We start from the raw sequence: 21,267 nt of genomic DNA, 5'->3' as shown, positions 1-21,267 counted from the left end.
TGATAAACGTCTCATCGCCGTCTCCCGCCTCCGGACTTTTATCCACCCAGGACTGAATAAGATAGGGGCGGTCATCAGGGTTACTGACGCTGATGGAGGCCTGTTTTGCACCTGCATCATAAATCACGCGATTTCCGCCTATTTCCACCCCCGCAATACCCGAACAGGAAAGAAGAAGTAAGCTCAGTCCTACTGATAAACGCCACATATAAATCCTTTTAAATGACAAGCAAAAAGCGCAACAGATTAGTTATAAGCCACGGTAAAGGTTGCGTTAGCGTTAGCGGTTCCGGCCCCAACGGGTGTGGAAAGTGCGTAATATTTGGCAATGAAGACAAGGGTGTTGGTGCCCGAAGTCGTGAGTGGCACAGACGGCGTTGAGCTGCCAATGGGGATGAGGGTCGTGCTGTCGACCTGGTACAGCCCCACGGCTAAATTGGTGGCTGTCTGCCCAGAGCTAAGACTGAGAACCGAACTGTTACCGCTGGGCACGGGCCCGTCAAAACGGACACTGGCGGTTTTGACCGCTGCGGGGCAACCCGTCAGGTTTATAGAAAAACGTGCGGCGCCGGCGGTGGCCCCCGCAGACGAAAACGAGCTGGCGGCAACCGTACCCAGCTTGACCGTCTGATTTGCAGAGGCGGCATCAATGGTGCAGGCAGTATCGATAATGCTTCCCGTAAAATTGATAGTGCCGTCTGCGGCTAACGCTGCGCAGCTAATAACAGCGGATGTAGCCGCCGTAAAGAAGAGTGAAATTCTTTTCATTGTTTGTCCTTTTCGTTAATTCCCAAAAAATTAACGTGCCGCCTTAAAGGCGGTGCACAGAATTGCCTTCGGGATGTTCGAATTCATCAAAAATGGAATGTTGTCACTATAGATTTGTCAATAAAGCCTAAACGAAAAATAAAAGACTTTATTTCATCATTACTTTCAAAAAACGTTTCATGAGCGTTATGGTTTGCTTAAGTATATTGTCCGCACAACTCCCTCCACGTGCATACTTTTTATTATGAAAAAGAATTAGAAATCCCCTGGTGTTTTAAGTAATCAATATTCGCATTATTTTTTTAGTTAGGTCTTTGGCTGCTCGTAAATCAGCTTAAAAGAAGCTGGTTCGTTCAGCATTGATGCGAATTTAGGTTAAGTAGCGAGCGAAGTCAAGAGATTGATCGTCACAAACGATCATTAAAATTCTTTTGATAGGTATCGTCTATCAATATTTCCGTTATTGATCGTTATAAACAGGTTTCCTTAATGTTATATTTTTGATTATTGTTATAGTGGATAATATTAAATCCTCATCCTCTGTCTTTGAGTTTTAAGGCTTAATGAAGATCACTTAAAATATCCAGTCAACGCTACTTGAATCGGGGAGGGGTTAAGCGAGTCTAATGGGGTGGTACTAATTTGAAACATAAACAGCAGATGCAGAAAGACTAAAAATAGTTGCTTTTGACTCTGTCTAAATTAACATTCGACATGCTGTGATGGGCTTATTTTGAATAAATCGTGTTTAGATAAAAACAGTCCCATATAAATTATTATCTCAGGAAATTTGCACATTTTTGGGCATCCCTCCACGCGTCATTTTGTTTAAGGGAATGATCATTGTCATAGCCTCACCATCGCCTGATTTCTGTCCGCATACCCCACCGGCCATTAACCCGCCCGAGCTCGCGCAGGGATAAGCGTCATCGGCAGAAGCGACCTTACTTTCCGATCGCTCTAACGAATAAGTCCCGGCAATGCCTCTGCGTAGTCACATTATTCAGGGTCAGGTCAGCGTAGATAACCTCATTAGCACCGGCGTCCACCCGCCAGGTAAAGTTTCCGCCGAACGCGGTGTTTTTTCTGATCGTTTTTTCACCTTCCACTCCCCTTCACCAAAGACTTTTAATCCGGGGGAGGTGATAAAAAGATGGGCAATTTAGTACCGCGTGGGTTTTTTAAAACGGGATGTTGACGGACTTAGCCCACCTGCAGTTTATGAAAGTGCCTGGTTCATGAGGCACGGAACCGTCTAGGAAACTAGGGTCTATTCAAACCACTTCCTGCCTAACCTTGCAAGGTGCTGTCTCATATTCAGGTTTTGACGCTCAATTGGCTGAGTGTAACGCTTGCTAATAACGTGTAGCTTTCCCAGCGGCCATCAAACCACCACGTCAAAGGCCGACAGCAGCCTCAGAAGATATTCCAGCGACTAAGTCAGCAAGTTGGTATCATTACCTTCCTTGCCCCCAATAACCAGCGAGAGCAAGGACGGTCACTTACTTAAAGTGAAATAGTCAGTTCACCGAGTTTGCTCACCAATTTCATGTTCTCACTGTAATCCACTGGGCAGGCAATAACAGACACGCCACCCTCACTGAAGGCTTTGTTCAACGTTGGCAGTAACTCCTCTGCGCTATTAATAAGATAACCGTTGGCACCAAAGCTCTGAGCATACTTCACGAAATCAGGGTTACCAAAGTCGACGGTGTCGTGCGCACCTTCTTCGATATCCATCTTCCACTTAATCAGACCGTAGCTACCGTCCACCCAAATAAGTACCACTAACGGAATGTTTTCACGTACTGCGGTCTCAATTTCCTGTGAGTTCATCAAAAAGCTGCCATCACCCATTACTGCAAGCACTTTACGTTCGGGATAGGCCAGTTTGGCGCCCAGCGCACCTGGTAGAGAAAATGCCATAGTGGACAGGCCGTTCGACGTCAGACAGGTCAGCGGCTGGTAGGTCGGATAGAGACGTGACATCCACATTTTGATTGCGCCAGTATCGGCTAACACAATGTCGCTATCATCCATCGCGTTGCGGATATCGGCGGCAATACGTTGTGGTTTCAAGGGGAAATCGCAACTTCTTTGGCCTTTATCCAACTCTTCCAGACGCAGTTTGCGAATGTTGGCTGTACTCGGCAATCTATGCAGTGGAGCGTTACCTAGCTCTGCAGTCAGCGCCGTGATTGCCTGTGCGATATCGGATTCAATGTTGACATCGACACAATAATGTTTGTCCGTATCAGCGCTGAACGTATTGATATGGATTATTTTTTTATTTGCATGCGGATTCATGCGCTCTGGTGCAAACTCTTGTAATTCATAACCTATGGCCAGGATGACATCGGCCTTATCGAAAGCAAAGTTCTCATAGTCGTGACGCATAAAGCCCATCACGCCCAATGCGTGCGGGCTCTTGTCGCTGATAACGCCTTTACCCATAAAAGTGGTGGCTACCGGAACCTGGTAGCGCGTTGCCAAGGCGGTGAGTGCATCGGAACTCTTGGTTCTGGCCACGCCATGGCCTGCCAAAATCACCGGGTAACGCGCATTACGCAGTAGTTCAGCGGCCTGTTGGATCTGCTCTGGTGCGGGATAGGTATTAACCGCGTTCCTCGGTCGAATTGGGGTGAGTGATGCTGACATGGGCATTGCTTCAATGTCTTGCGGGATGGCGAGATAAGTGGCACCTGGGCGTTCTTGCTCAGCAAGGCTGAATGCCTTTCGCACCATTTCTGGCACCGCAGCTGGTGTCAAGACGGTATCAGCCCACTTGGTGACAGGTTTAAACATGGCGACCAGGTCGACGATCTGGTGTGATTCTTTATAAATACGGTTCAGGCCCACTTGTGCAGAAATGGCGACCAGAGGGCTGGAGTCTGTTTGTGCATCGGCTACACCCAGCAGTAGATTGATGGCACCTGGGCCAAGCGTTGCAGTACATACGCCCGCTTTCCCGGTTAAGCGGCCATAGATACTAGCCATAAAGGAGGCACCCTGCTCATGACGCACCAGAATAAAGCGAATTTTTTCAGAGGCGGTGATGGCGCGCACTAACTTAATATTTTCTTCACCGGGAATACCGAAGACATACTCAACACCTTCGGCTTCAAGGCAGGAAACAATAAATTCGGCGACGCTCTGCTGGTCATTCAACATGGTGAAACTCCTGATTAATTTACGGCAATTTAAGTGTTGGTATTTATTGATAATTTAGCGATCAATGAAGGTAATATAATAATCCACCCATAGTGAGGATGGATAAAAGCGTACTGAAAAAGAGTATTGAAGCCATATCTTGTTCTGCAGTTTTGTATTGCACAGCCAGTATTACGCAGATAGATGCCGTTGGGATCGCAATGCTAATGACAGAAAGTCTTAACGTAGTGGTATCAACTTTAAATAATAACGCCACCCCTAGCACAGCGAACGGGAGTAGGCAATTTTTTGTCAAAATAGCCATTGCAATCGTACGATTGAATGCCACGTGGAAGGAATATAGAATGATACCCGAAGCGAAAAGGGCCACTCCGCCGGTTGCTCCACCGAGAAGCTGTAAAGACGAACGGATTTGCGCTGGAATATGCAGATTGCACAGCAATAAAATCAGCGCCAAAATAGGAGCCCACACGACGGGTTCTTTTAAGGTATGAACAAGACTATTTTTGAACGTCGTTTTAGTGCCATCGACATTATCCGACGAAAGAATCAGTATCGTAACCGGTACCTGGACCAGGTTCATGATGATACTACATAGTGCGATAGGGATAGTACTGAGATCGCCGAACAAATGTCCAAGCACTGGCACTCCGACGAAAGGTACAGCAGGGCCGCTGATAGCCAGTGCCAACAGTGCAGCGATCTTACTCGGCTGGCGGAAAATATGACGCGCAATTTGATAGACGACAGTATATCCCCCCACCATACCAATCAGTATCAAGATCGCCATGCTCCCTTGCTCCAGTAACACGGAGCGCGAGAGTCCCATCATCCCGGCGAATAATGTCAATGGAAGTGCATAGAGCATTACCATGCGATTGAGGATCGTGCCCTGCTTGGCGTCAAAGTCATGATGCCAACCGGCTAAAAAACCCATCATAAGCGTCACGACAATCGGCAGTAGCGCGGCAATAATTGTTTCAGTCACTAAACCCTCTCTGTAATCTCAAATGAATATGTAAAGTCGTTGTCAAGATTTTCGGTGGGAGAGCATAGCGTTATGCCACAGCGAGAAATATAGGTTCGTTGATATCGTGCTGTAGGCGAAATCCTTCACATGTAGGAATCGGATTGTAAGTACCCCACCAAAACGGCCCATTCACTTTTAGAGATCTTCCGACATACTGATTATGTCCCCTGAGGCGATCGCTATGCGTAAGATCAGATTCACCGAGCACCAGATGATTGCCGTCCTGAAATCATTCGAAGCGGGCAGGACCGTCAAAGATGTGTGTCGCGAGGCCGCTATTCCTAAAGCCGCTATTACAACTGGAAGGCGAAATATGGCGGTATGGAAGCCCGCAGATATCAAAAAGGTCAAAGATCTTGAGGACGAGAATCGTCGTCTGAAGCAGATGTTTGCCGTTCTGAGTCTGGAATGCCGGGCGCTGAAAGATTTCATCGAAAAAAAGCCTTAAAACCAGCGATGCGGATACTCGCCTGAACACTTTAAAACTCGACAGTCTTGACTATGTTGAGCTGATGGTGCTGGCGAAACGTGAATTTGATATCACATTGAATGCACGAATGTTTATTGATCATCCAGATATGAGCCTTATGGATATGTGCGGATTATTGAATGCCCAGCGAGTCTCTCCTGATGCCTGATAACAAATGGATCCTTGTAACCGGAGGCAGTCGAGGGATTGGAGCGGCAGTTGTACGACAGCTTGCCCAATCGTGGAACGTGATATTTACCTGGCAAAAAAATCAACAGCAGGCACAAGAGATTGAGCAAAGTTGTGCATGCCTTCCAGGGAAAGTGCAAAGTTATCAATGTGATGGTACCGACGAAAAACAAGTAGCAACATTAGCGACTAAACTGTTAGCTGATAAAGGAGCGCCTGCCGGGATCGTACACAACGCAGGTATTACGCGTGATGCTCTTCACATCCATCAGAGTAATGAAGACTGGCAGAATGTCATCGACACTAACCTGAATGCGATTTTTTACTGGAACCGGCAATTACTCCCCGCAATGTTTATGCACGGTGGCAGCATTGTTCTGATGTCATCTGTTTCAGCCATCAAAGGCAATTGCGGGCAGGTTGCTTACAGTGCCACCAAAGCAGCAATGACGGGAATTTCACGTTCGCTGGCAAATGAAGTTGCACGTTTTAATGTGCGGGTTAACTGCATATTGCCGGGGCTTATTGAAACCGATATGGTTGCAGCAATGTCAAGGGAAGAGCGAAAACAACTCCAGGCCCAAATTCCATTACGCAGACTGGGCAAACCTGATGAGATTGCCCAGTCTGTAGATTTTTTATTAAGCGATGCTGCGACATATATTACAGGGCAAAGTTTAATTATTGACGGAGGCCTTTCCTCTTAGTTTTAAATGTCAATTTTTTTAATAAAAAGAAAGGAGTATTTTATATTAAGTGAAATACTCTTGTCTGTTATATTTATCTGGCATTGGGATATCATATCCCATGCGCTAATTGAAGTGTTCAACACTGAAATTGAATGATCCTGATATAGGTTGAAAATCCTCAACTCTTAATTCTGCCAGTTAACTTCATCTGGCGATTTTTATTTTAAAGACAAATAAGGTCGCCAGATGTTATGGGTTTATACCGACTCATTGACCATCTTTCTTTCCTTCGCGACATCTCCCGCCCTACCGAGGAAATATTCATTTTTAAAACCTCATTTACGCTCTCTGTCTATCATTTGAATATGCTTTGGGTACCTGCGGAATGTGAAAATTTTTCGCTTGAACCATAAACGCGTTGTTTGTGTTGCCAGCGCGGTTTCCTGCCATCTCTGCTGTACCAAAAATACAAAACGTTGCTTTGTGATTATGGTTTCTTATGTCTCTACGCCTTCACTCGTAGGGTTATCATTATCAATGAATGGGGTGATTTTCAGTTCTGACTATACTTACCGAATCTGATACGTTTTTCGGATTGTCATACTCCTATAGTCCGCGCTGTACTCTGGAGCCATAGGCATGACGGAAATCGGATTTGCTTTGCTGGTGTTTACGCTGCTACTGGCCGCCACACTGGTGGGAATGGTTGTCAGGCCGGAGAGTAATAAGCAGAGCATCCGGTGCAGGATGATTGCAGGAATCAACAGTGAAGCCGTCCCAGAAGAGGGAAGAAAGATTAGCATTCATGGCAGACGGCGGTTGAGTGGCTGGTTGGTGTTTTGGCGAATACAAAACTAACCACTTTTACCGCCGTTTTCTATTGGTTCATGCTTAACCGCGATGAACCTTTTTTATTTCTAAGCAATGCCGCCTTATGCGAAGGCGGATTTTTATCTGCTGTCAGTGCGTTACGACTTCAGCACGCCATCAAAATCGGACGCATCGTGGCGTTCTTCCAGCTGTTCATCACCCCAGGTGCGGTTGACGATACGGCCACGTTTCACCGCCGGACGGCTGGCAATATCAGCGGCCCAGCGCTGGAAATGCTTGTAGGATTTGATGTCGAGGAATTCGGCGGATTCGTACAAGCCGCCCTGCGCCAGACTGCCGTACCAGGTGAAAATAGCGATATCGGCAATGGTGTATTCTTCACCGGCGATGAAACGGTGCTCTGCCAGCTGGCGATCCAGTACATCCAGCTGACGTTTGGCTTCCATCGTGAAGCGGTTGATGGCGTATTCGATTTTCACCGGCGCGTAATGATAGAAATGTCCGAAGCCGCCGCCCAGATAAGGCGCAGAGCCTTGCAGCCAGAACAACCAGTTCAGGGTTTCGGTGCGACCGGCGAGATCTTGCGGCAGGAACTTACCGAATTTTTCGGCCAGATACAGCAGGATATTGCCGGATTCAAACACGCGGATCGGCGGCGTAGCGGAGTTATCCAGCAGTGCCGGGATTTTCGAGTTCGGGTTAACGTCAACAAAGCCGCTGGAGAACTGATCGCCTTCGTTGATGCGGATAATAAACGCATCGTATTCCGCACCGCTGACACCCTGTTCCAGCAATTCTTCCAGCAGGATCGTCACTTTCTGGCCGTTTGGAGTGCCCAGCGAATAAAGCTGTAGCGGGTGTTTACCGACCGGCAACGTTTTCTCATGTGTCGGGCCCGCTATCGGGCGGTTGATGTTCGAGAACTTGCTGACTTCGTCTTTATTCCAGGTCCAGACTTTTGGTGGCTGATACTGTTCTGACATGACATTCTCCGCATCTTTTTTTGAGGTTAAGACTCAAAAGTCTAGCAGGAGATACTCAACGATGACGCTGAGAATGTGCCCTCAGACAATGCGGCTAACTGGCCGCAGGATACAACCCTTTACGCTTCCATTTCACATCGGCCACTGTCTGGCCGGTGTGAATGTTGCCTTGCAGCAACAGATTGAATTTCGCACCTGTGGCCCGCATTAAACGGCTCTGCAGAATATAAACCGCTTCAGTCCCCAGTTCGCGGCAAGGCAGATGCACGGCTGTGAAACCTTGTGCCAGAGTATTTTTGGCATCGTGGGCAAAATCAATACTCATCACCGAAATGTCTTCCGGCACACTGATGCCATGTTCCGTCAGCACTTCCACAGTAGCCAGTGCCATCGGATCGCCACCGCAAATAATGGCGGAAGGCAGCATCTCCCGTTTATGTTCCCGCAAGTATTTATCCATCGTTTGCCTGGCCTGTTCTTTGCCGTTGCCATGATTTATCAGCAGATGGCTGGCTTCATCGAACGCAATGTGATGTTCGAGGCAGGCACGTTTAAAGCCATCGAGGCGTTGCATCATGGTTTCGCGACGCAGGTCGGTGAACAACAACACCGGGCGATGTCCTCTGAGAAACAGGTAATTGGCCGCGCTGTAGCCAATGGAATAATGATCTGCCGACACGCAATCGAGGCGCATTTCGCTGTCTTTGGCATTAATCATCACCACCGGCTTGTTGGATTCCGCGGCAAGGCGGTACAGCATCACGTCATCTATACCGATGATGACGATCCCGTCGACATCCGGCTGGTGCAGTGCCTGCATAAAAACCGCGATATCCGGTTCATTGACGGCCAGCGCACATTTGCGGACATGGATATCAAAGCGCCCCACTTCAGTGGTTATTTCCTGGATCACTTCATAATAATAACGGTCTTCGTGCGGAGAGAATGCCGCCGGGGGCGCACAGATCAGGAGGCAATTCATTAACAAACGGCTGGCCGGAATGTCACGTAAAATACCCATTTTTCTTGCATGGTTAAATACTTTTTCTTTTGCCTGCGGACTGACATTGGCTTTACCCGCCAGCACACGGGAAACAGTACTCGGAGAAAGCCCGGTTAACTCCGCAATTTGCCTGATTTTTAATTTTCCCGTCATTTTGTGATCAATGCCTCATATGCTGATGGACTTATTGCCACGCTTAACCGTTTGTAATTGATGGACTATTGAGGATGATAGCAAATTGCGAAAACTGCACTGCAATTCCTGTCACAAATAACGGTTGTTGGAAAAAAAAACCATTACTACTCTCCGGAATATAAATCTCAGCAACACAAAATAAGGTTTTTATTTGCGCTGAATATTTAAAAATTTCAACGCGATGCCCCTTTGTGTCCGGCTTAAGTCAGCCTGCTGCCCGCTTTAATAGAAGGAGAAAGATAATGCTCAAAATAGCAATTATTGGTACAGGTAATATTTCGCATAATCATATTCAGGGATATTTAGAGTTTGCGGATCGTTGCCAGATTGTTGCGCTGGTAGATATTTATCCTGAAAAGGCGGAAGAGAAAAAACGTCATTATGGCCTGACCAATGCGAAGGTGTATGCCAGCCATGAGGAAATCCTCGGCGATACTGAGATCGACGTTTTTGACGTGTGTACGCCACCGTATGTCCATGCCGAAATTTCTATCAACGCCCTCAATGCGGGCAAGCATGTGCTGTGTGAAAAGCCGATGGCAGCATCGTTGCAGGAATGCGATGCCATGATCAGTGCAGCTAAAGAGAGTGGTAAAACGCTGTCAATTATTGCGCAGAACCGCTTTACCGACGCGTTCTGGCGTTTGAAGAAAGTGCTCGATTCCGGCGAAACTGGCAAAGTCTGCCATGCGCAGGTCGATTCATTCTGGTGGCGTGGTCATTCCTATTACGATTTGTGGTGGCGCGGCACCTGGGAAAAAGAGGCGGGCGGTTGCACGCTGAATCACGCAGTTCATCATATTGATGCTATCCAGTGGATGCTTGGTTTCCCGTCTGAAGTGGTGTCGATGATCACCAATGCCGCGCACGATAACGCCGAAGTGGAAGATCTCTCGGCAGCCATTTTCAAATATGACACCGGCGCGCTGACCCAGCTGACGGCCTCGGTAGTGCATCATGGTGAAGATCAGAAGATTGTCATTCAGGGCGAGAAAGCGCGAATTTCTGCCCCGTGGGATAAATACGCCAGCATTTCTGCGCCGAACGGCTTCCCGATAGATGAACGCGATACCGATCGTGAAAATCAGCTCGAAGACATTTACCAGTCGATCCCCAAACTTACTTATACATTGCATATCGGCCAGATTGACAATTTCCTCACCGCCCTGGAAACCGGCACCGCGCCGCTGATCGACGGCGTGCAGGGCAAGCGTTCGCTGGAACTTATCGCCGCCATTTATAAATCCGCCATCACCCGCAGTATCGTGACCCTCCCGCTGGCTTCCACCGACCCGTTCTATCAGACCGGCGGACTGGTTTCGCTCGCCCCGCACTTTTATGAGAAATCTGCATCGGTAGAAAACTTCGCCAATGAAGACGCGATCCCGCTCGGCAAAAACATGGATAAAGGAGCCTGAACATGAGCAACAAAGACGGTATGAATTATGCGCCGGTAGGCAAACCGCAGCCGGTGGTAAAACCGGGTGAATTCGTGATTGCCGCCGCGGCGCTGGATCACGGGCACATCTACGGCATGTGTAACGGATTGATTGAAGCAGGAGCCAGCCTGAAATGGGTTTACGATCCTGACCCTGCAAAAGTAGAGAAATTTGTTGCGCAGTATCCGCAGGTGAAAGTTGCCGGATCCCTGCAAATGATCCTCGATGATAAAGAAGTGCAACTGGTGGCAGGTGCGGGCATTCCGTCTGAACGCTGTGCATTGGGGCTGAAAGTCATGGCGGCCGGGAAAGATTATTTCACCGATAAGGCGCCACTGACCACGCTGGAACAACTGGCAGCGGCGAAGGCAAAAGTAGCCGAAACCGGACGTAAATATGCGGTGTATTACAGCGAGCGTCTGCACGTGGAAAGCGCGGTATTCGCCGGGCAATTAGTGCAGCAAGGGGCGATCGGACGTGTGATCCAGACGCTCGGCACCGGTCCGCATCGCGAAGGCGAAGGACGACCAGACTGGTTTTATGAGAAAGAGCAGTTTGGCGGCATTCTCTGTGATATCGGCAGCCATCAGATTGAACAGTTTCTGTTTTACACCGGCAACAGCAATGCTCACGTCGTAGCGGCTCAGGCACTGAATTTCAATCATCCGCAATATCCGAACTTTGAAGATTTTGGCGACACCATGCTGGAAGGTGAAAACGGTGCGCGCGGTTATTTCCGCTGCGACTGGTTCACGCCGGAAGGGCTGAGCACATGGGGCGACGGGCGTCTGACGCTGCTTGGTACTGAAGGTTATATCGAGATCCGCAAATATGTCGATCTCACACGCGGCGAGCAGGACGTGGTGTATCTGGTGAACCGGGAAGGGGAGTTCCGTTATCCGGTTTCCGGCAACGTCGGCTTCCCGTTCTTCGGTCAACTGATACTGGATTGCCTTAACCGCACCGAAAAAGCCATGACGCAGGAACATGCGTTTAAGGCCGCCGAACTGTGCGTGCGGGCGCAGATGCTGGCTAACGAAACCCACTGAATCGGGAGCGGATCATGAAAACTCTTGGGGCTGCGGTGATCGGTTGTGGTGCCATCCATACCTGCCATGTCACGGCGATTCAGCATGAGCCAGATTGTCAGTTAAGGGCCATTGCCGAGTGCAATATTGGCAAAGGCAGGGCGCTGGCGCTGGAATATGGCTGTGATTTTTATACTGATTATCACGAAATGTTATCTGATCCGCTGATTGACGTGGTGCATATCTGTCTGCCACATCATTTACATCTGGAAGCGATTCTCGCCGCGCTGGCGGCGGGAAAGCATGTTTTCACCGAGAAACCGGTGGCGCTGAATATCGGTGAAGTCAGCGCCATTAAACGGTCAGAGGCGCAGGCTGACGGAGTGCTTGGCGTGTGTTATCAGAACCGCCTGAATCCTTCCAGTCAGAAAATCAAAGCACTGCTGGACAGCGGGCAGCTGGGCAACATGTTGAGCATCAAAGCCGTTCTGACCTGGTCACGCGGCGGGGCGTATTACAGTGAAAGCCTGTGGCGCGGGCGTTTTGCCACCGAAGGCGGCAGCCTGCTGATCAATCAGGCGATCCACACGCTGGATTTAATGCAGTGGTTTAGCGGCGGCGTGCTGGCGCTGAAGGGCGTGGTGGAAAGAACGTTTCTCAGTGATCTGACTGAAAATGAAGATACCGCGATGGCCAGCCTGAAAATGGTTAACGGTGCGCGAGGATTGTTTTACGCAACCAATTGTCACAGCACTGACTCGCCGTTGCTGCTGGAAATTCATTGTGAAAAAGGACTGCTGCAGTTACATCACAACGCGCTGTGGCTGATTGAAGGAGAAAATAAAACGCTGCTGGTCAGCGACGACAGTCCGTCAGGAACCACCAAAAGCTACTGGGGCGACAGTCACCGTCAGGCAGTATCAAATTTCTATTATTCCATTCGTCATCCTGAAGAAAAAAATTATATCTCTGTTTCACAGGCCGAAGTGTCTCTGAATATGGTCGGGGCGATTTATCGCTCTTCACAATCAGGAAAATGGATAACTCTGGCTGATTAAATAATTTTAATAATAACTTTACCTTCACAGGATAATAATAATGAAACCTACTGAGCGCAGAGTCGGTTACGGCACGGCTATAGGCTATGGCGTAACTGACTTATTTGGTGGCGGTGCATTCGCCGTTATCGGTACCTGGCTTTTATTCTTCTATACCATGTATTGCGGATTGACTGTTTTAGAAGCGGGATCTATTTTCGCTATCGCCCGAGTGATTGACGCAATATTAAGTCCGATCATGGGCTATATTACCGACCACTTTGGTAATACCTGGCTGGGTAAACGGTTTGGCCGCCGTCGCTTTTTCCTGCTGATCAGTTCGCCGCTAATGTTCCTGTATGCGCTGGTCTGGGTCAAGGACATGGGCTACTGGTATTATCTCGGAACGTATTTGTCGATTGAATTACTGTCGGCGATGGTGCTGGTGCCGTGGGAAACCCTGGCTGCAGAGATGACTAACCGTTTCGGTGAACGTACCCGCCTGGCCGGTGTGCGCATGATTTGCTCGCAGCTTGGCGGTTTTCTTGCCGTGTCTGTACCGGGCGTGATCATGATGTTTACCGGTAAAGATAATCCGATGACGTATACCTATACCGGGATGTTCTTCGCCACAGTATTTTGTATTGCGGTATTCACTACCTGGTTATGTACCTGGGAGGCGAAGGATGTGCGGGATCCGAATGAGCCTGAACCGGAAATGGAAACGGGCGGCAGCCTCTGGCATCATCTGAAAAGTCTGGTGCTGGATTTTATTTCGTCCTTTAATATTCGCATGTTCCGTCAGCATATTGTTATTTATATTGCGTCATTCACTGCAATGGACGTATTTGGTGCCGTATTTACCTATTATGTGGTTTATGGCTTGCATCAGGATGTTGGGGCGGTTTCGGGATATTTAAGCGTCGCAGCTTTTGTTTCTGTACCTTCAACAGTTGTTTATATGATGGTGATGGAAAGGCTGAATGTTTCGCCTTCCGCTGCGTTGCGGATAGCGTATGGCTGTATCTTCTTTGTTCTGGCTGCGCTGTTTTATATTTATATTACCAACACAGCGGTGCCGCTAATTCTCTTTACTTCCATCTTCGTTGTTTTAGGCTTTGGTCGTTCAGGGCTCTATTATATCCCGTGGAATATTTACAGCTTTATTCCGGACGTCGATGAGATAGTCACCAAAAAACGTCGCGAGGGTATTTTTGCCGGTGTCATGGTATTTACCCGTAAAAGTACTGTCGCGATTGCCATTATGATTGTAGGTCTGGTGCTGGAAGAAAGCGGATTTGTGAAAGGGCAAGGCGCGCAACCGCTCAGCGCGTTAAACGCGATCATCGGACTGATGATCTTTGCCACCGGGGCATTGCTGGCAATCAGTTTCTACATGACCTTCAAATTCAAGCTGACGCGGGACACGCATAAAATTCTGATCAAAGAAACTGCTCGCCTGAAACTGGGCGGCGCCCAGGAAGATTGCGACGCGGTATCACGCAAGGTGATTAAAGACCTGACGGGTTACGAATACAATGAGGTGTGGGGCGGCAGCGCAACGCAAAAAAATACCAGGGAAAAATTAGCGATAGAATAATCAGTAAAATGCGGGCAGATAGTCTGCCCGCTTTCATTTCCGGTCAGCTCTCCTGCGCAGGCAAGGTCTGATTCCCGTCACCCAGCGCACGCTGCATAAACACTGTATCCAGCCAGCGGCCATGCTTGAAACCGACAGAATGCATGGTGCCCTTCACCTGAAAACCAGCAGCGAGGTGCAGATTAATCGACGCCATGTTTTCGCTGTCGCCAATATTCCCCACCAGCTGGCGAAAACCGTGCATTTCCGCCCAGTCAATCGCCCGGCGAAGTAACGCTTTACCCGCACCACGTTTCTGAAAACCGGGATCGATATAAATCGAATCCTCCAGCGTATAGCGGTAAGCAAAACGCTCGCGATAGCGGCCCAGATAGCAGTACCCTTTCACTTCCCCCTCATGCAAAACCACCAGCCACAGCAAACCGGCTTCCTGAATTTTTTTCAGGCGCAGCGCCATTTCATGTTCATCAGGCGGCAGAGTTTCGAACGAGGCCGTCCCATGCAAAACATGCCAGGCATAAATTTTCTGCATGGCAGGGATATGTTGTTTATCTGCTTCAATAATTTCCATCTTTCCGGTCTCGTGGGTGATTTCGCTATAGCCTACTCTTTCCGAAAAGGAGCTGGGAGGGCAAACTGTTTATCACAGATATAAGTAAAAGATCTGGATGCCGGAGATAAGCGGAGTCATCTATATGCTTTTTTCTTCTTAGTAGTGCTTTATTGGTTTTTTAAACCGCGTTAATCCTCCTGTTATAGTCAGTTCATTACGCATTAGCGGTTATTTTTTAAGGAAAAAAAGTGAAACTGACCTTCCCTCATTTACGTACTGGTGCCGTGGTTTTGCTGGCGGGATTACTGCTGGCGGGCTGTGATCAAAAAAGCGGTGATGCCAAACATATCAAAGTCGGCGTGATTAACGGCGCCGAGCAGGATGTGGCGGAAGTCGCTAAAAAAGTCGCCAAAGACAAATACGGTCTGGACGTAGAACTGGTTGGTTTCAGCGGCTCTCTACTGCCGAATGACGCAACCGAACACGGCGACCTGGATGCCAACGTATTCCAGCACCGCCCGTTCCTCGACCAGGATAACAAAGCTCACGGCTATCATCTGGTGGCGGTCGGCAACACCTTTGTGTTCCCGATGGCGGGTTACTCGAAAAAGATTAAAACCGTTGATCAGCTTAAAGACGGCGCCACCGTGGCGATCCCCAACGATCCGACCAACTTAGGCCGCGCGCTTCTGTTGCTGCAAAAAGAGAAACTGATCACCCTGAAAGACGGCAAAGGCCTGTTGCCGACGACGCTGGATATCACTGAAAACCCGCATCACCTGAACATTATGGAACTGGAAGGCGCGCAACTGCCACGCGTGCTCGACGACCCGAAAGTCGACGTGGCCATCATCAGCACCACCTATATCCAGCAAACCGGATTATCGCCGGTGCATGACAGCGTATTTATCGAAGATAAAAATTCGCCGTACGTGAATCTTCTGGTTTCACGTCCCGACAATAAAGACGCGGAAAATGTGCAGGAGTTTCTGAAATCGTATCAGTCTCCCGAAGTGGCGAAAGCAGCCGAGAAAATCTTTAACGGCGGGGCGGTTCCGGGCTGGTGATGGAGTTTGCATTACAAAATCTGCTATTTACAGAAGCCCGCTTAATTGCGGGCTTTTAATTTAGTTAAGCCATTCTGCCACGCCACCATGTCGCGAGCACGTCCCTCGACGGTGAGCACTGAAACTGTAGGTTCCATCTCTGCACTGGGCCGATGCGCCATCAGGAGCATTGCCCGACTTTGTATGCGCCGGGCGGTGAATTTCCTGCCCATCTGAATTGGTATAATCTCCTTGCTCGATAAGCTCATTATCGGTTGAGGAAGGTTGCGTGTGCTGTTTGGCAATTGCCGGATTCAATAAAAGACTGACTGCAAATAGCAAAAATCCCAGTAAGCGCATGATCGCACTTTGTCCCTGTTATGGTTGTAATACCTGAATGATTGGCGAGGAGATTACTCCTTATACCCATACAGACAATACTGATATTTAATCAGTAGTTAATTGTCTTATCGAACGTCGTTATGTGAACTGTGAAAGGGTGTCCCCTTCAGGAATCGTTTATTTAATCATTTTAGTGAAAAATGGAAATTAAATATTAGCGTCTATCATCGGGAGTATAATTTGTAAAACCGCATGCTAAGCCAGGCGCATTTATCCAATATTTTTATCAGAATACTCCTTCAAATATTTCCTTGTTTAAAATAATTTAGCTCAAGAGAAATCACGAGTATGATGCCGGAATACCCATAATAAAAAAAAAGGGATTGGCATGAAAATGACGTACAGCTTCGAGTTAACAGTAAGAGTGTGCTGGGAAATGGCGTCATGACCAAAGGCTACTATCTGGTCATACGGGATAAAACTACCTGCGGCGGTATTATTGCAGAAGGCGAACCACGACATACCATCATGGGAAAGGCCGTGGCGCGTGAACTAGATAGAGTGACCTGCGGGAAACATCCGGGGACTTACAGCATCGTGGGGCATATTCCAAATGATACAGTCTTCGGACGTAAGTTTGCCGGCACATTGCACAGCCACAGCAGCTGCCCGTGTCAGGCATGTTTTATTCCTTCGCAAACGATTCGCACCTACGAGCTACAGGGCTCACCAGTGGCGGCCAAAGCCCCCCCTGCACAGGAACCAGTGCCGGAACAACATGCTCAGTCTGAGAAAACGCCGAAGAAAGCCACGTCTGGAGATGAACCTAAAGTTGTCCCTCGTAAAGCCGTTGACCCGGGGTTCTGCATTCTGCCATTCGGGGCAACCGCAGAAGCATTTGAGCCGTGGTTATTTATGTCTACCCCGCCAGAGGGGACTAAAGCGCTTTATCATTCCCTGAACGGCAACGGGCAGTTTAAGGCAGGCTCAATTTTGCTAGTGGTCGACCCGTTGAAGCAGGACCGCGAACAAATCACGCACATGAAGATGGCTAAGGCGAGAATTGATGCAGCGCTGGATCCACTCACTCATCAGGAGGCTAACTTTCTGCACCGCAATAAAGACACTATTGATTTATTTACCTCACACACCAGCTTATACGGTGGGGTAGCTGCGGATGCTGCGGGTAAGTATTTCGAGAAAGTCGAAAGTATCTTAGCAAAAATTCAAGCCACATATAAAAACCAGTATGTTACCAGTGGCACATTAATTGGCGAGCAGTTCTTTGTTGAACGCAAGAAATTATTCAAAGAGTTAGAGGGCGTATTAACAGATTTCACTAAGTTTAAAATAGGTTTGCAAGATTACCCTGACATTCGCCGTTCTCTTGGTTTATCATCAAGCGCAATAACACATCGCTGGAATCAAACTGGCGTGTCAGATATTGAAGGTTATGCTACTTATATGGAGAATGCCGCCAAATACGTGAAAATGATGAAAAAAGCCGGTTATGTCGGTATTGCCTTAGACGGAGTTAACCGGCTGGATAAAGTATACGAAGCCTGTACGGTAGGAAGTGATTGTGCGGAGATCTCTTACACCGAAGTAGGTAGTTTTAGCGGTGCTGTTCTGGCACCAATTTATGCGGCCCCTGCTGTTACCAGCGCATCTACCGCAGTCTGTGCCTTTGTCCTTGGCGCTTTAACCGTTGAAGTTGGTGGTGCTGGGGCTTTAGCATGTGGCATTATTGTATCAGGCGCGGCTGGATATGGTATCAGTGAACTCGGCGGTAAAAGTGGCGAGTACATAGGTGAGATTATATATGAGATCACTAAATGACAATATCTTTAATTGACCTTGCTATATGTACAGTCGCAGTCATGGGATTCATTTTAGGTATTATTACTATTGTCCTGTCATATTTAAATAAAAAGAGATTCATTAAAATATGTGTTTTGTATGAAAAAGAATTTGGTTCTTTGCCCCTCAGTGTGCAGACATTTTATGAATCAGATATTATTGGATTTAGTGAAGGATATGCTATGAAAATTCAATTCATAATTAATCCTATCATTTTTGGCAAGAAATCGGCGCACAGTAAATTCAATGATGTTGTATTTATGCAGAATCTTCCCGGTAATTTAAAAAACTGGTTTATCATCGAATATTTACTTTCAGTTGCCGGTCTTGTTTTGCTCGTTATTTCTGGTGTTTGTTTATACTTTAGGTGAAAAATTGCTTTAGGGTGTGGTAATCAAAAATTTTTCATCACTTTCCATGCTTTTAACCGTTTTGATAAGAAAAAGGCGCTGACAAGGCGTTGCGCGGTACAGGTCTTTCGGGGAAATGGACGGGTGAATGTCGGAATGGTGTCCCCTACAGGAATCGAATTTTTATTTAATGCATTGATTATTATTGTTTTTATTTTTTAAGGTGTTTTTTGTACCCGCATTTGTACCCATGGGCTGTATCGTATATCTGTTGGCCGATGCAGCCCAAATATCTATATCTATCTACTATTTTTAAACATCATTTTGTAATGAAGTAACAATGTCTTCTGATGTTTTTTCATCCAGTTTTGCAATTTCAATTGCATCCCTTTCAAGTTTCAACTTTTCTAACATGAAACGATTGGTTAGGTCGAAACTGTCAAAAATAGTATACCAATTTTTAACATACCGCTTCATACGTACGTCATCAGCAACCAATCCCATGTCACCCTTTTGTATATGGGAATTCATCCTACTTTCAATTTCGAAACTATCTTTTGAAATTTTTCTACCGATGAGGATGAGTTCAAAATGCAAATTTTGGCTTCGAAAGCCCGGGTGACGTTGTAAAATTGCGGCATAGTCATCAAGTTGTCTTAAGTGTTTTACATTCAAGGAGATGCTTGGTTTTTTAATTTCAATGATAATGCACTTAAAATAAGGCTTACCATTTGAGTCTAGGCACGGGAATTTCCTGGCTAAAAAGAGATCTGTTTGTCTTTGAGCACCTTCTAACTCACTAATATCTTCTACATCATGCTCTTCAATTATATTAATTTCTGGAATGTTATTTCTGAGTTGTTTAGCAATTTTTGTAAATGTATCTTCCTCCGCACCCATGGTTTCATAGCGTTCACCAAAGAGCCAAGTATTATTTTCAATTATCTTTTGAAGGTCAGGTGTTTCTTTTATTTCTTTATAATGGAAATCCATTAAATGACGCAATTTATCAACAACTAATCTTCTTTTCTGCAATTCTTCTATAGTACTGATTATGTTATCAAGCTTAGTAAGTCTTAATTGGTCAGAGAATTTACTAATCCCTTCCTTACTTAAGTCAAGTATGCTTTCCAAAATATTAAACAAATCTTCATTATTATTAGAGTCGGATATTTTATCTAATAAACGTACAAATATCTTTCTTTGTTTAATATTTAAATTTTCTAGAAGTGTAGGGTCTGCAATATATATGTCCCTAACAATGGCTTTAATATTCCCCAGCTTCCAGTCAGCATAGTCGCGGTCTGAATACTCACTATAAGTGGGGAAAACCCCCTCTTGTTGGTAACGTTCTAAAGTTTCTTCTAGTTTTTTCTTAAGGAAATCGTCATATATGTCTTTGGAAATTTTCCAAACAAATTTTATTAATTCTTTCCAAGTTGATGAAGTTGGATTGCTTTTTGCAGTGGAAAATATGTCATCGCCCTTACTGCTAAATGTATCAGCCCAATCGGATGTGACAAAAATTGACAAATGGAAGTCTTTCTTTAGGTTAAATTTGCTAGGGACTTCGTGAACTTTTTTACCCTTTGAATTTACCAAGTAAACGTAAGATCTTTCTTTGGCGGGCTTTTCATTCCATCTTAGCGCTTTAATGGCAAATTGCGAACCATCAAAGTCCGTGTCAAATGAGTGAAAATCATGTTCAGGTGCAGATATCACCTCTCCATTAAATGAAAGAGTAAGGTTTTCATTTAATGCTAGGTGACAACAAAATTCGTTTTGCAATCGTTTTATTATTTCATTGTCGGTCGGTAACTCATTATGAAAGTGATCGAGTACAACACATGTTCCACTATTTTTTTCTAATAATTGGGGGTGCTGGTCATGATTGGCTATGTCAATATAAGCTTGATAAGATTTTATTGATGCACTGTTGATTTCAATCTTAGCGCTAATTTTTTTAAATTTTGTAAACCAGATAGCACTATGGCTGAGTTTATGAAATGCAAGTCGTCCTCTACCTTGGGAGCCATGTTGGTCAATGCTATCCTTTTTTAATGAATCATCGAATCTATTGAAGTTAGAATCGAAGTCGTCGATATCTATTCCATCGCCATCATCAAGAACAAATAAAGATTGCATCCCACCCAATTCCGTCCTTTGTAGGACGATAGAGACATTTTTCGCTCTGGCATCGAAACCGTTCCATGCAAGTTCTATAATTGATTGAAATGGCTCGCTATTTTTAAAACGCTTTTTTATGCCAACATCGTTGATATTAGTTTCGCCACTTACGACATGCATGAATGTATCCTTATTCTCGTAGCGTTTATGCTGTAATTTAACCATCAAACCAACCGATGATTTCAAGATTAACAACTATAACGTTTTTATCCTCGCGCGCAATGCTATCCCCGCCACGCCTGCCCGCTTTTCATATCGCTTTTAATGCATATGCATGGGCACGTTCAGAGCCCGTCAGAACAGGCCTTAAGGTTACTGAAAAATACTCATTTTTTAATGCAAAAGCATGCAGTCAGAATGCACCACTGATTTAGAAAAAATCAATAATTTGTTCGGGTTTTTATCATGAATGTTTGAAGGGAAGCGGATCAGTACAAGAGCAGGGAAAGTTGGGGATGGGGTAATAAAAAATGAGCATCTCAAAAGCATGATTACGC

At 46.5% G+C, this 21,267-nt stretch carries 20 protein-coding genes and 2 pseudogenes; 11 read left to right on the top strand and 11 right to left on the bottom strand.

Annotated features, from left to right (window positions below; translation table 11 throughout):
- The 6 genes and pseudogenes from EC840_RS13070 to EC840_RS13045 form a co-directional block, all read right to left on the bottom strand.
- Window positions 1-208: fimbria/pilus periplasmic chaperone (locus tag EC840_RS13070; RefSeq protein ID WP_165929030.1), on the bottom strand; the 208-nt coding region annotated here is incomplete at its 3' end.
- Between the two features lie 38 nt (window positions 209-246).
- Complete coding sequence (locus EC840_RS13065) at window positions 247-768, bottom strand: fimbrial protein (protein ID WP_112287203.1); 522 nt, start codon at window positions 766-768, stop codon at window positions 247-249.
- A gap of 781 nt (window positions 769-1,549) precedes the next feature.
- Window positions 1,550-1,982, bottom strand: a pseudogene (locus EC840_RS25520) (IS5/IS1182 family transposase); the annotation flags it as partial.
- Window positions 1,983-2,050: 68 nt separating this feature from the next.
- Window positions 2,051-2,203, bottom strand: a pseudogene (locus EC840_RS13055) (IS1 family transposase); the annotation flags it as partial.
- 71 nt (window positions 2,204-2,274) lie between these two features.
- Complete coding sequence (locus EC840_RS13050) at window positions 2,275-3,939, bottom strand: acetolactate synthase large subunit (RefSeq protein WP_132965651.1); 1,665 nt, start codon at window positions 3,937-3,939, stop codon at window positions 2,275-2,277.
- A gap of 61 nt (window positions 3,940-4,000) precedes the next feature.
- Window positions 4,001-4,927 (bottom strand): AEC family transporter, encoded by a 927-nt coding sequence (locus EC840_RS13045; protein ID WP_132965649.1) that lies wholly within the window; start codon window positions 4,925-4,927, stop codon window positions 4,001-4,003.
- A gap of 223 nt (window positions 4,928-5,150) precedes the next feature.
- On the opposite strand from EC840_RS13045, the gene EC840_RS13040 reads away from it, so the two are divergent.
- The 4 genes from EC840_RS13040 (at window position 5,151) to EC840_RS13025 (ending at window position 7,174) form a co-directional block, all read left to right on the top strand.
- On the top strand, window positions 5,151-5,417 hold the full coding sequence (locus EC840_RS13040; RefSeq protein ID WP_165929029.1) for a transposase: 267 nt from the start codon (window positions 5,151-5,153) through the stop codon (window positions 5,415-5,417).
- The gene (locus tag EC840_RS13035; protein WP_132965673.1) at window positions 5,395-5,607 is read left to right on the top strand and encodes an acyl carrier protein; all 213 of its coding nucleotides are present in this window, start codon (window positions 5,395-5,397) and stop codon (window positions 5,605-5,607) included. Before EC840_RS13040 ends, EC840_RS13035 begins: the two co-directional genes overlap by 23 nt.
- Window positions 5,579-6,334 (top strand): SDR family NAD(P)-dependent oxidoreductase, encoded by a 756-nt coding sequence (locus tag EC840_RS13030; protein ID WP_243701063.1) that lies wholly within the window; start codon window positions 5,579-5,581, stop codon window positions 6,332-6,334. Before EC840_RS13035 ends, EC840_RS13030 begins: the two co-directional genes overlap by 29 nt.
- Window positions 6,335-6,955: 621 nt before the next feature.
- A complete protein-coding gene (locus tag EC840_RS13025; RefSeq protein ID WP_112287194.1) occupies window positions 6,956-7,174 on the top strand; it encodes a hypothetical protein in 219 nt (72 codons plus the stop codon).
- Window positions 7,175-7,284: 110 nt separating this feature from the next.
- On the opposite strand, the gene yghU is transcribed toward EC840_RS13025, so the two are convergent.
- Together yghU and EC840_RS13015 are read right to left on the bottom strand one after the other, a co-directional pair.
- Entirely contained in the window at window positions 7,285-8,130 is an 846-nt protein-coding gene (gene yghU, locus EC840_RS13020; RefSeq protein WP_132965646.1) for a glutathione-dependent disulfide-bond oxidoreductase, read from the bottom strand.
- Window positions 8,131-8,224: 94 nt separating this feature from the next.
- Window positions 8,225-9,286, bottom strand: a complete 1,062-nt coding sequence (locus tag EC840_RS13015; protein WP_132965644.1) for a LacI family DNA-binding transcriptional regulator — start codon at window positions 9,284-9,286, stop codon at window positions 8,225-8,227.
- Window positions 9,287-9,570: 284 nt separating this feature from the next.
- Here EC840_RS13015 and EC840_RS13010 point away from each other — a divergent pair, with 284 nt between their 5' ends.
- The 4 genes from EC840_RS13010 to EC840_RS12995 are packed head-to-tail and all read left to right on the top strand — an operon-like array spanning window position 9,571 to window position 14,432.
- On the top strand, window positions 9,571-10,746 hold the full coding sequence (locus tag EC840_RS13010) for a Gfo/Idh/MocA family oxidoreductase (protein ID WP_113876999.1): 1,176 nt from the start codon (window positions 9,571-9,573) through the stop codon (window positions 10,744-10,746).
- A gap of 2 nt (window positions 10,747-10,748) precedes the next feature.
- Window positions 10,749-11,816 (top strand): Gfo/Idh/MocA family oxidoreductase, encoded by a 1,068-nt coding sequence (locus EC840_RS13005; RefSeq protein WP_132965642.1) that lies wholly within the window; start codon window positions 10,749-10,751, stop codon window positions 11,814-11,816.
- Between the two features lie 14 nt (window positions 11,817-11,830).
- Window positions 11,831-12,853, top strand: a complete 1,023-nt coding sequence (locus tag EC840_RS13000; RefSeq protein WP_132965641.1) for a Gfo/Idh/MocA family oxidoreductase — start codon at window positions 11,831-11,833, stop codon at window positions 12,851-12,853.
- A 40-nt stretch (window positions 12,854-12,893) separates the two neighbouring features.
- Complete coding sequence (locus EC840_RS12995; RefSeq protein ID WP_132965639.1) at window positions 12,894-14,432, top strand: MFS transporter; 1,539 nt, start codon at window positions 12,894-12,896, stop codon at window positions 14,430-14,432.
- A gap of 43 nt (window positions 14,433-14,475) precedes the next feature.
- Here EC840_RS12995 and EC840_RS12990 read toward each other — a convergent pair whose 3' ends face one another.
- Window positions 14,476-15,003 (bottom strand): GNAT family N-acetyltransferase, encoded by a 528-nt coding sequence (locus EC840_RS12990; protein WP_132965637.1) that lies wholly within the window; start codon window positions 15,001-15,003, stop codon window positions 14,476-14,478.
- A gap of 230 nt (window positions 15,004-15,233) precedes the next feature.
- Between EC840_RS12990 and nlpA the strand changes: the two genes are divergently transcribed.
- Window positions 15,234-16,052 carry a lipoprotein NlpA gene (gene nlpA, locus EC840_RS12985; RefSeq protein ID WP_120161687.1) on the top strand — a complete coding sequence of 273 codons (819 nt, stop codon included), beginning with the start codon at window positions 15,234-15,236 and terminating at the stop codon, window positions 16,050-16,052.
- Window positions 16,053-16,112: 60 nt separating this feature from the next.
- Here nlpA and EC840_RS12980 read toward each other — a convergent pair whose 3' ends face one another.
- Complete coding sequence (locus tag EC840_RS12980; protein ID WP_112287185.1) at window positions 16,113-16,391, bottom strand: DUF3761 domain-containing protein; 279 nt, start codon at window positions 16,389-16,391, stop codon at window positions 16,113-16,115.
- 426 nt (window positions 16,392-16,817) lie between these two features.
- On the opposite strand from EC840_RS12980, the gene EC840_RS12975 reads away from it, so the two are divergent.
- Complete coding sequence (locus EC840_RS12975; protein WP_132965635.1) at window positions 16,818-18,212, top strand: PAAR domain-containing protein; 1,395 nt, start codon at window positions 16,818-16,820, stop codon at window positions 18,210-18,212.
- A complete protein-coding gene (locus EC840_RS12970; RefSeq protein WP_132965633.1) occupies window positions 18,209-18,604 on the top strand; it encodes a hypothetical protein in 396 nt (131 codons plus the stop codon). The genes EC840_RS12975 and EC840_RS12970 overlap by 4 nt, the downstream gene beginning before the upstream one ends.
- A 291-nt stretch (window positions 18,605-18,895) precedes the next feature.
- On the opposite strand, the gene EC840_RS12965 is transcribed toward EC840_RS12970, so the two are convergent.
- Entirely contained in the window at window positions 18,896-20,890 is a 1,995-nt protein-coding gene (locus EC840_RS12965) for an ATP-binding protein (RefSeq protein ID WP_132965631.1), read from the bottom strand.
- Window positions 20,891-21,267 lie beyond the last annotated feature (377 nt).

It is taken from the genome of Rahnella sp. JUb53 (assembly GCF_004346065.1).
GTDB classification, from domain to species: domain Bacteria; phylum Pseudomonadota; class Gammaproteobacteria; order Enterobacterales; family Enterobacteriaceae; genus Rahnella; species Rahnella variigena.
This window is presented reverse-complemented; position numbering and strand designations above follow the sequence as displayed.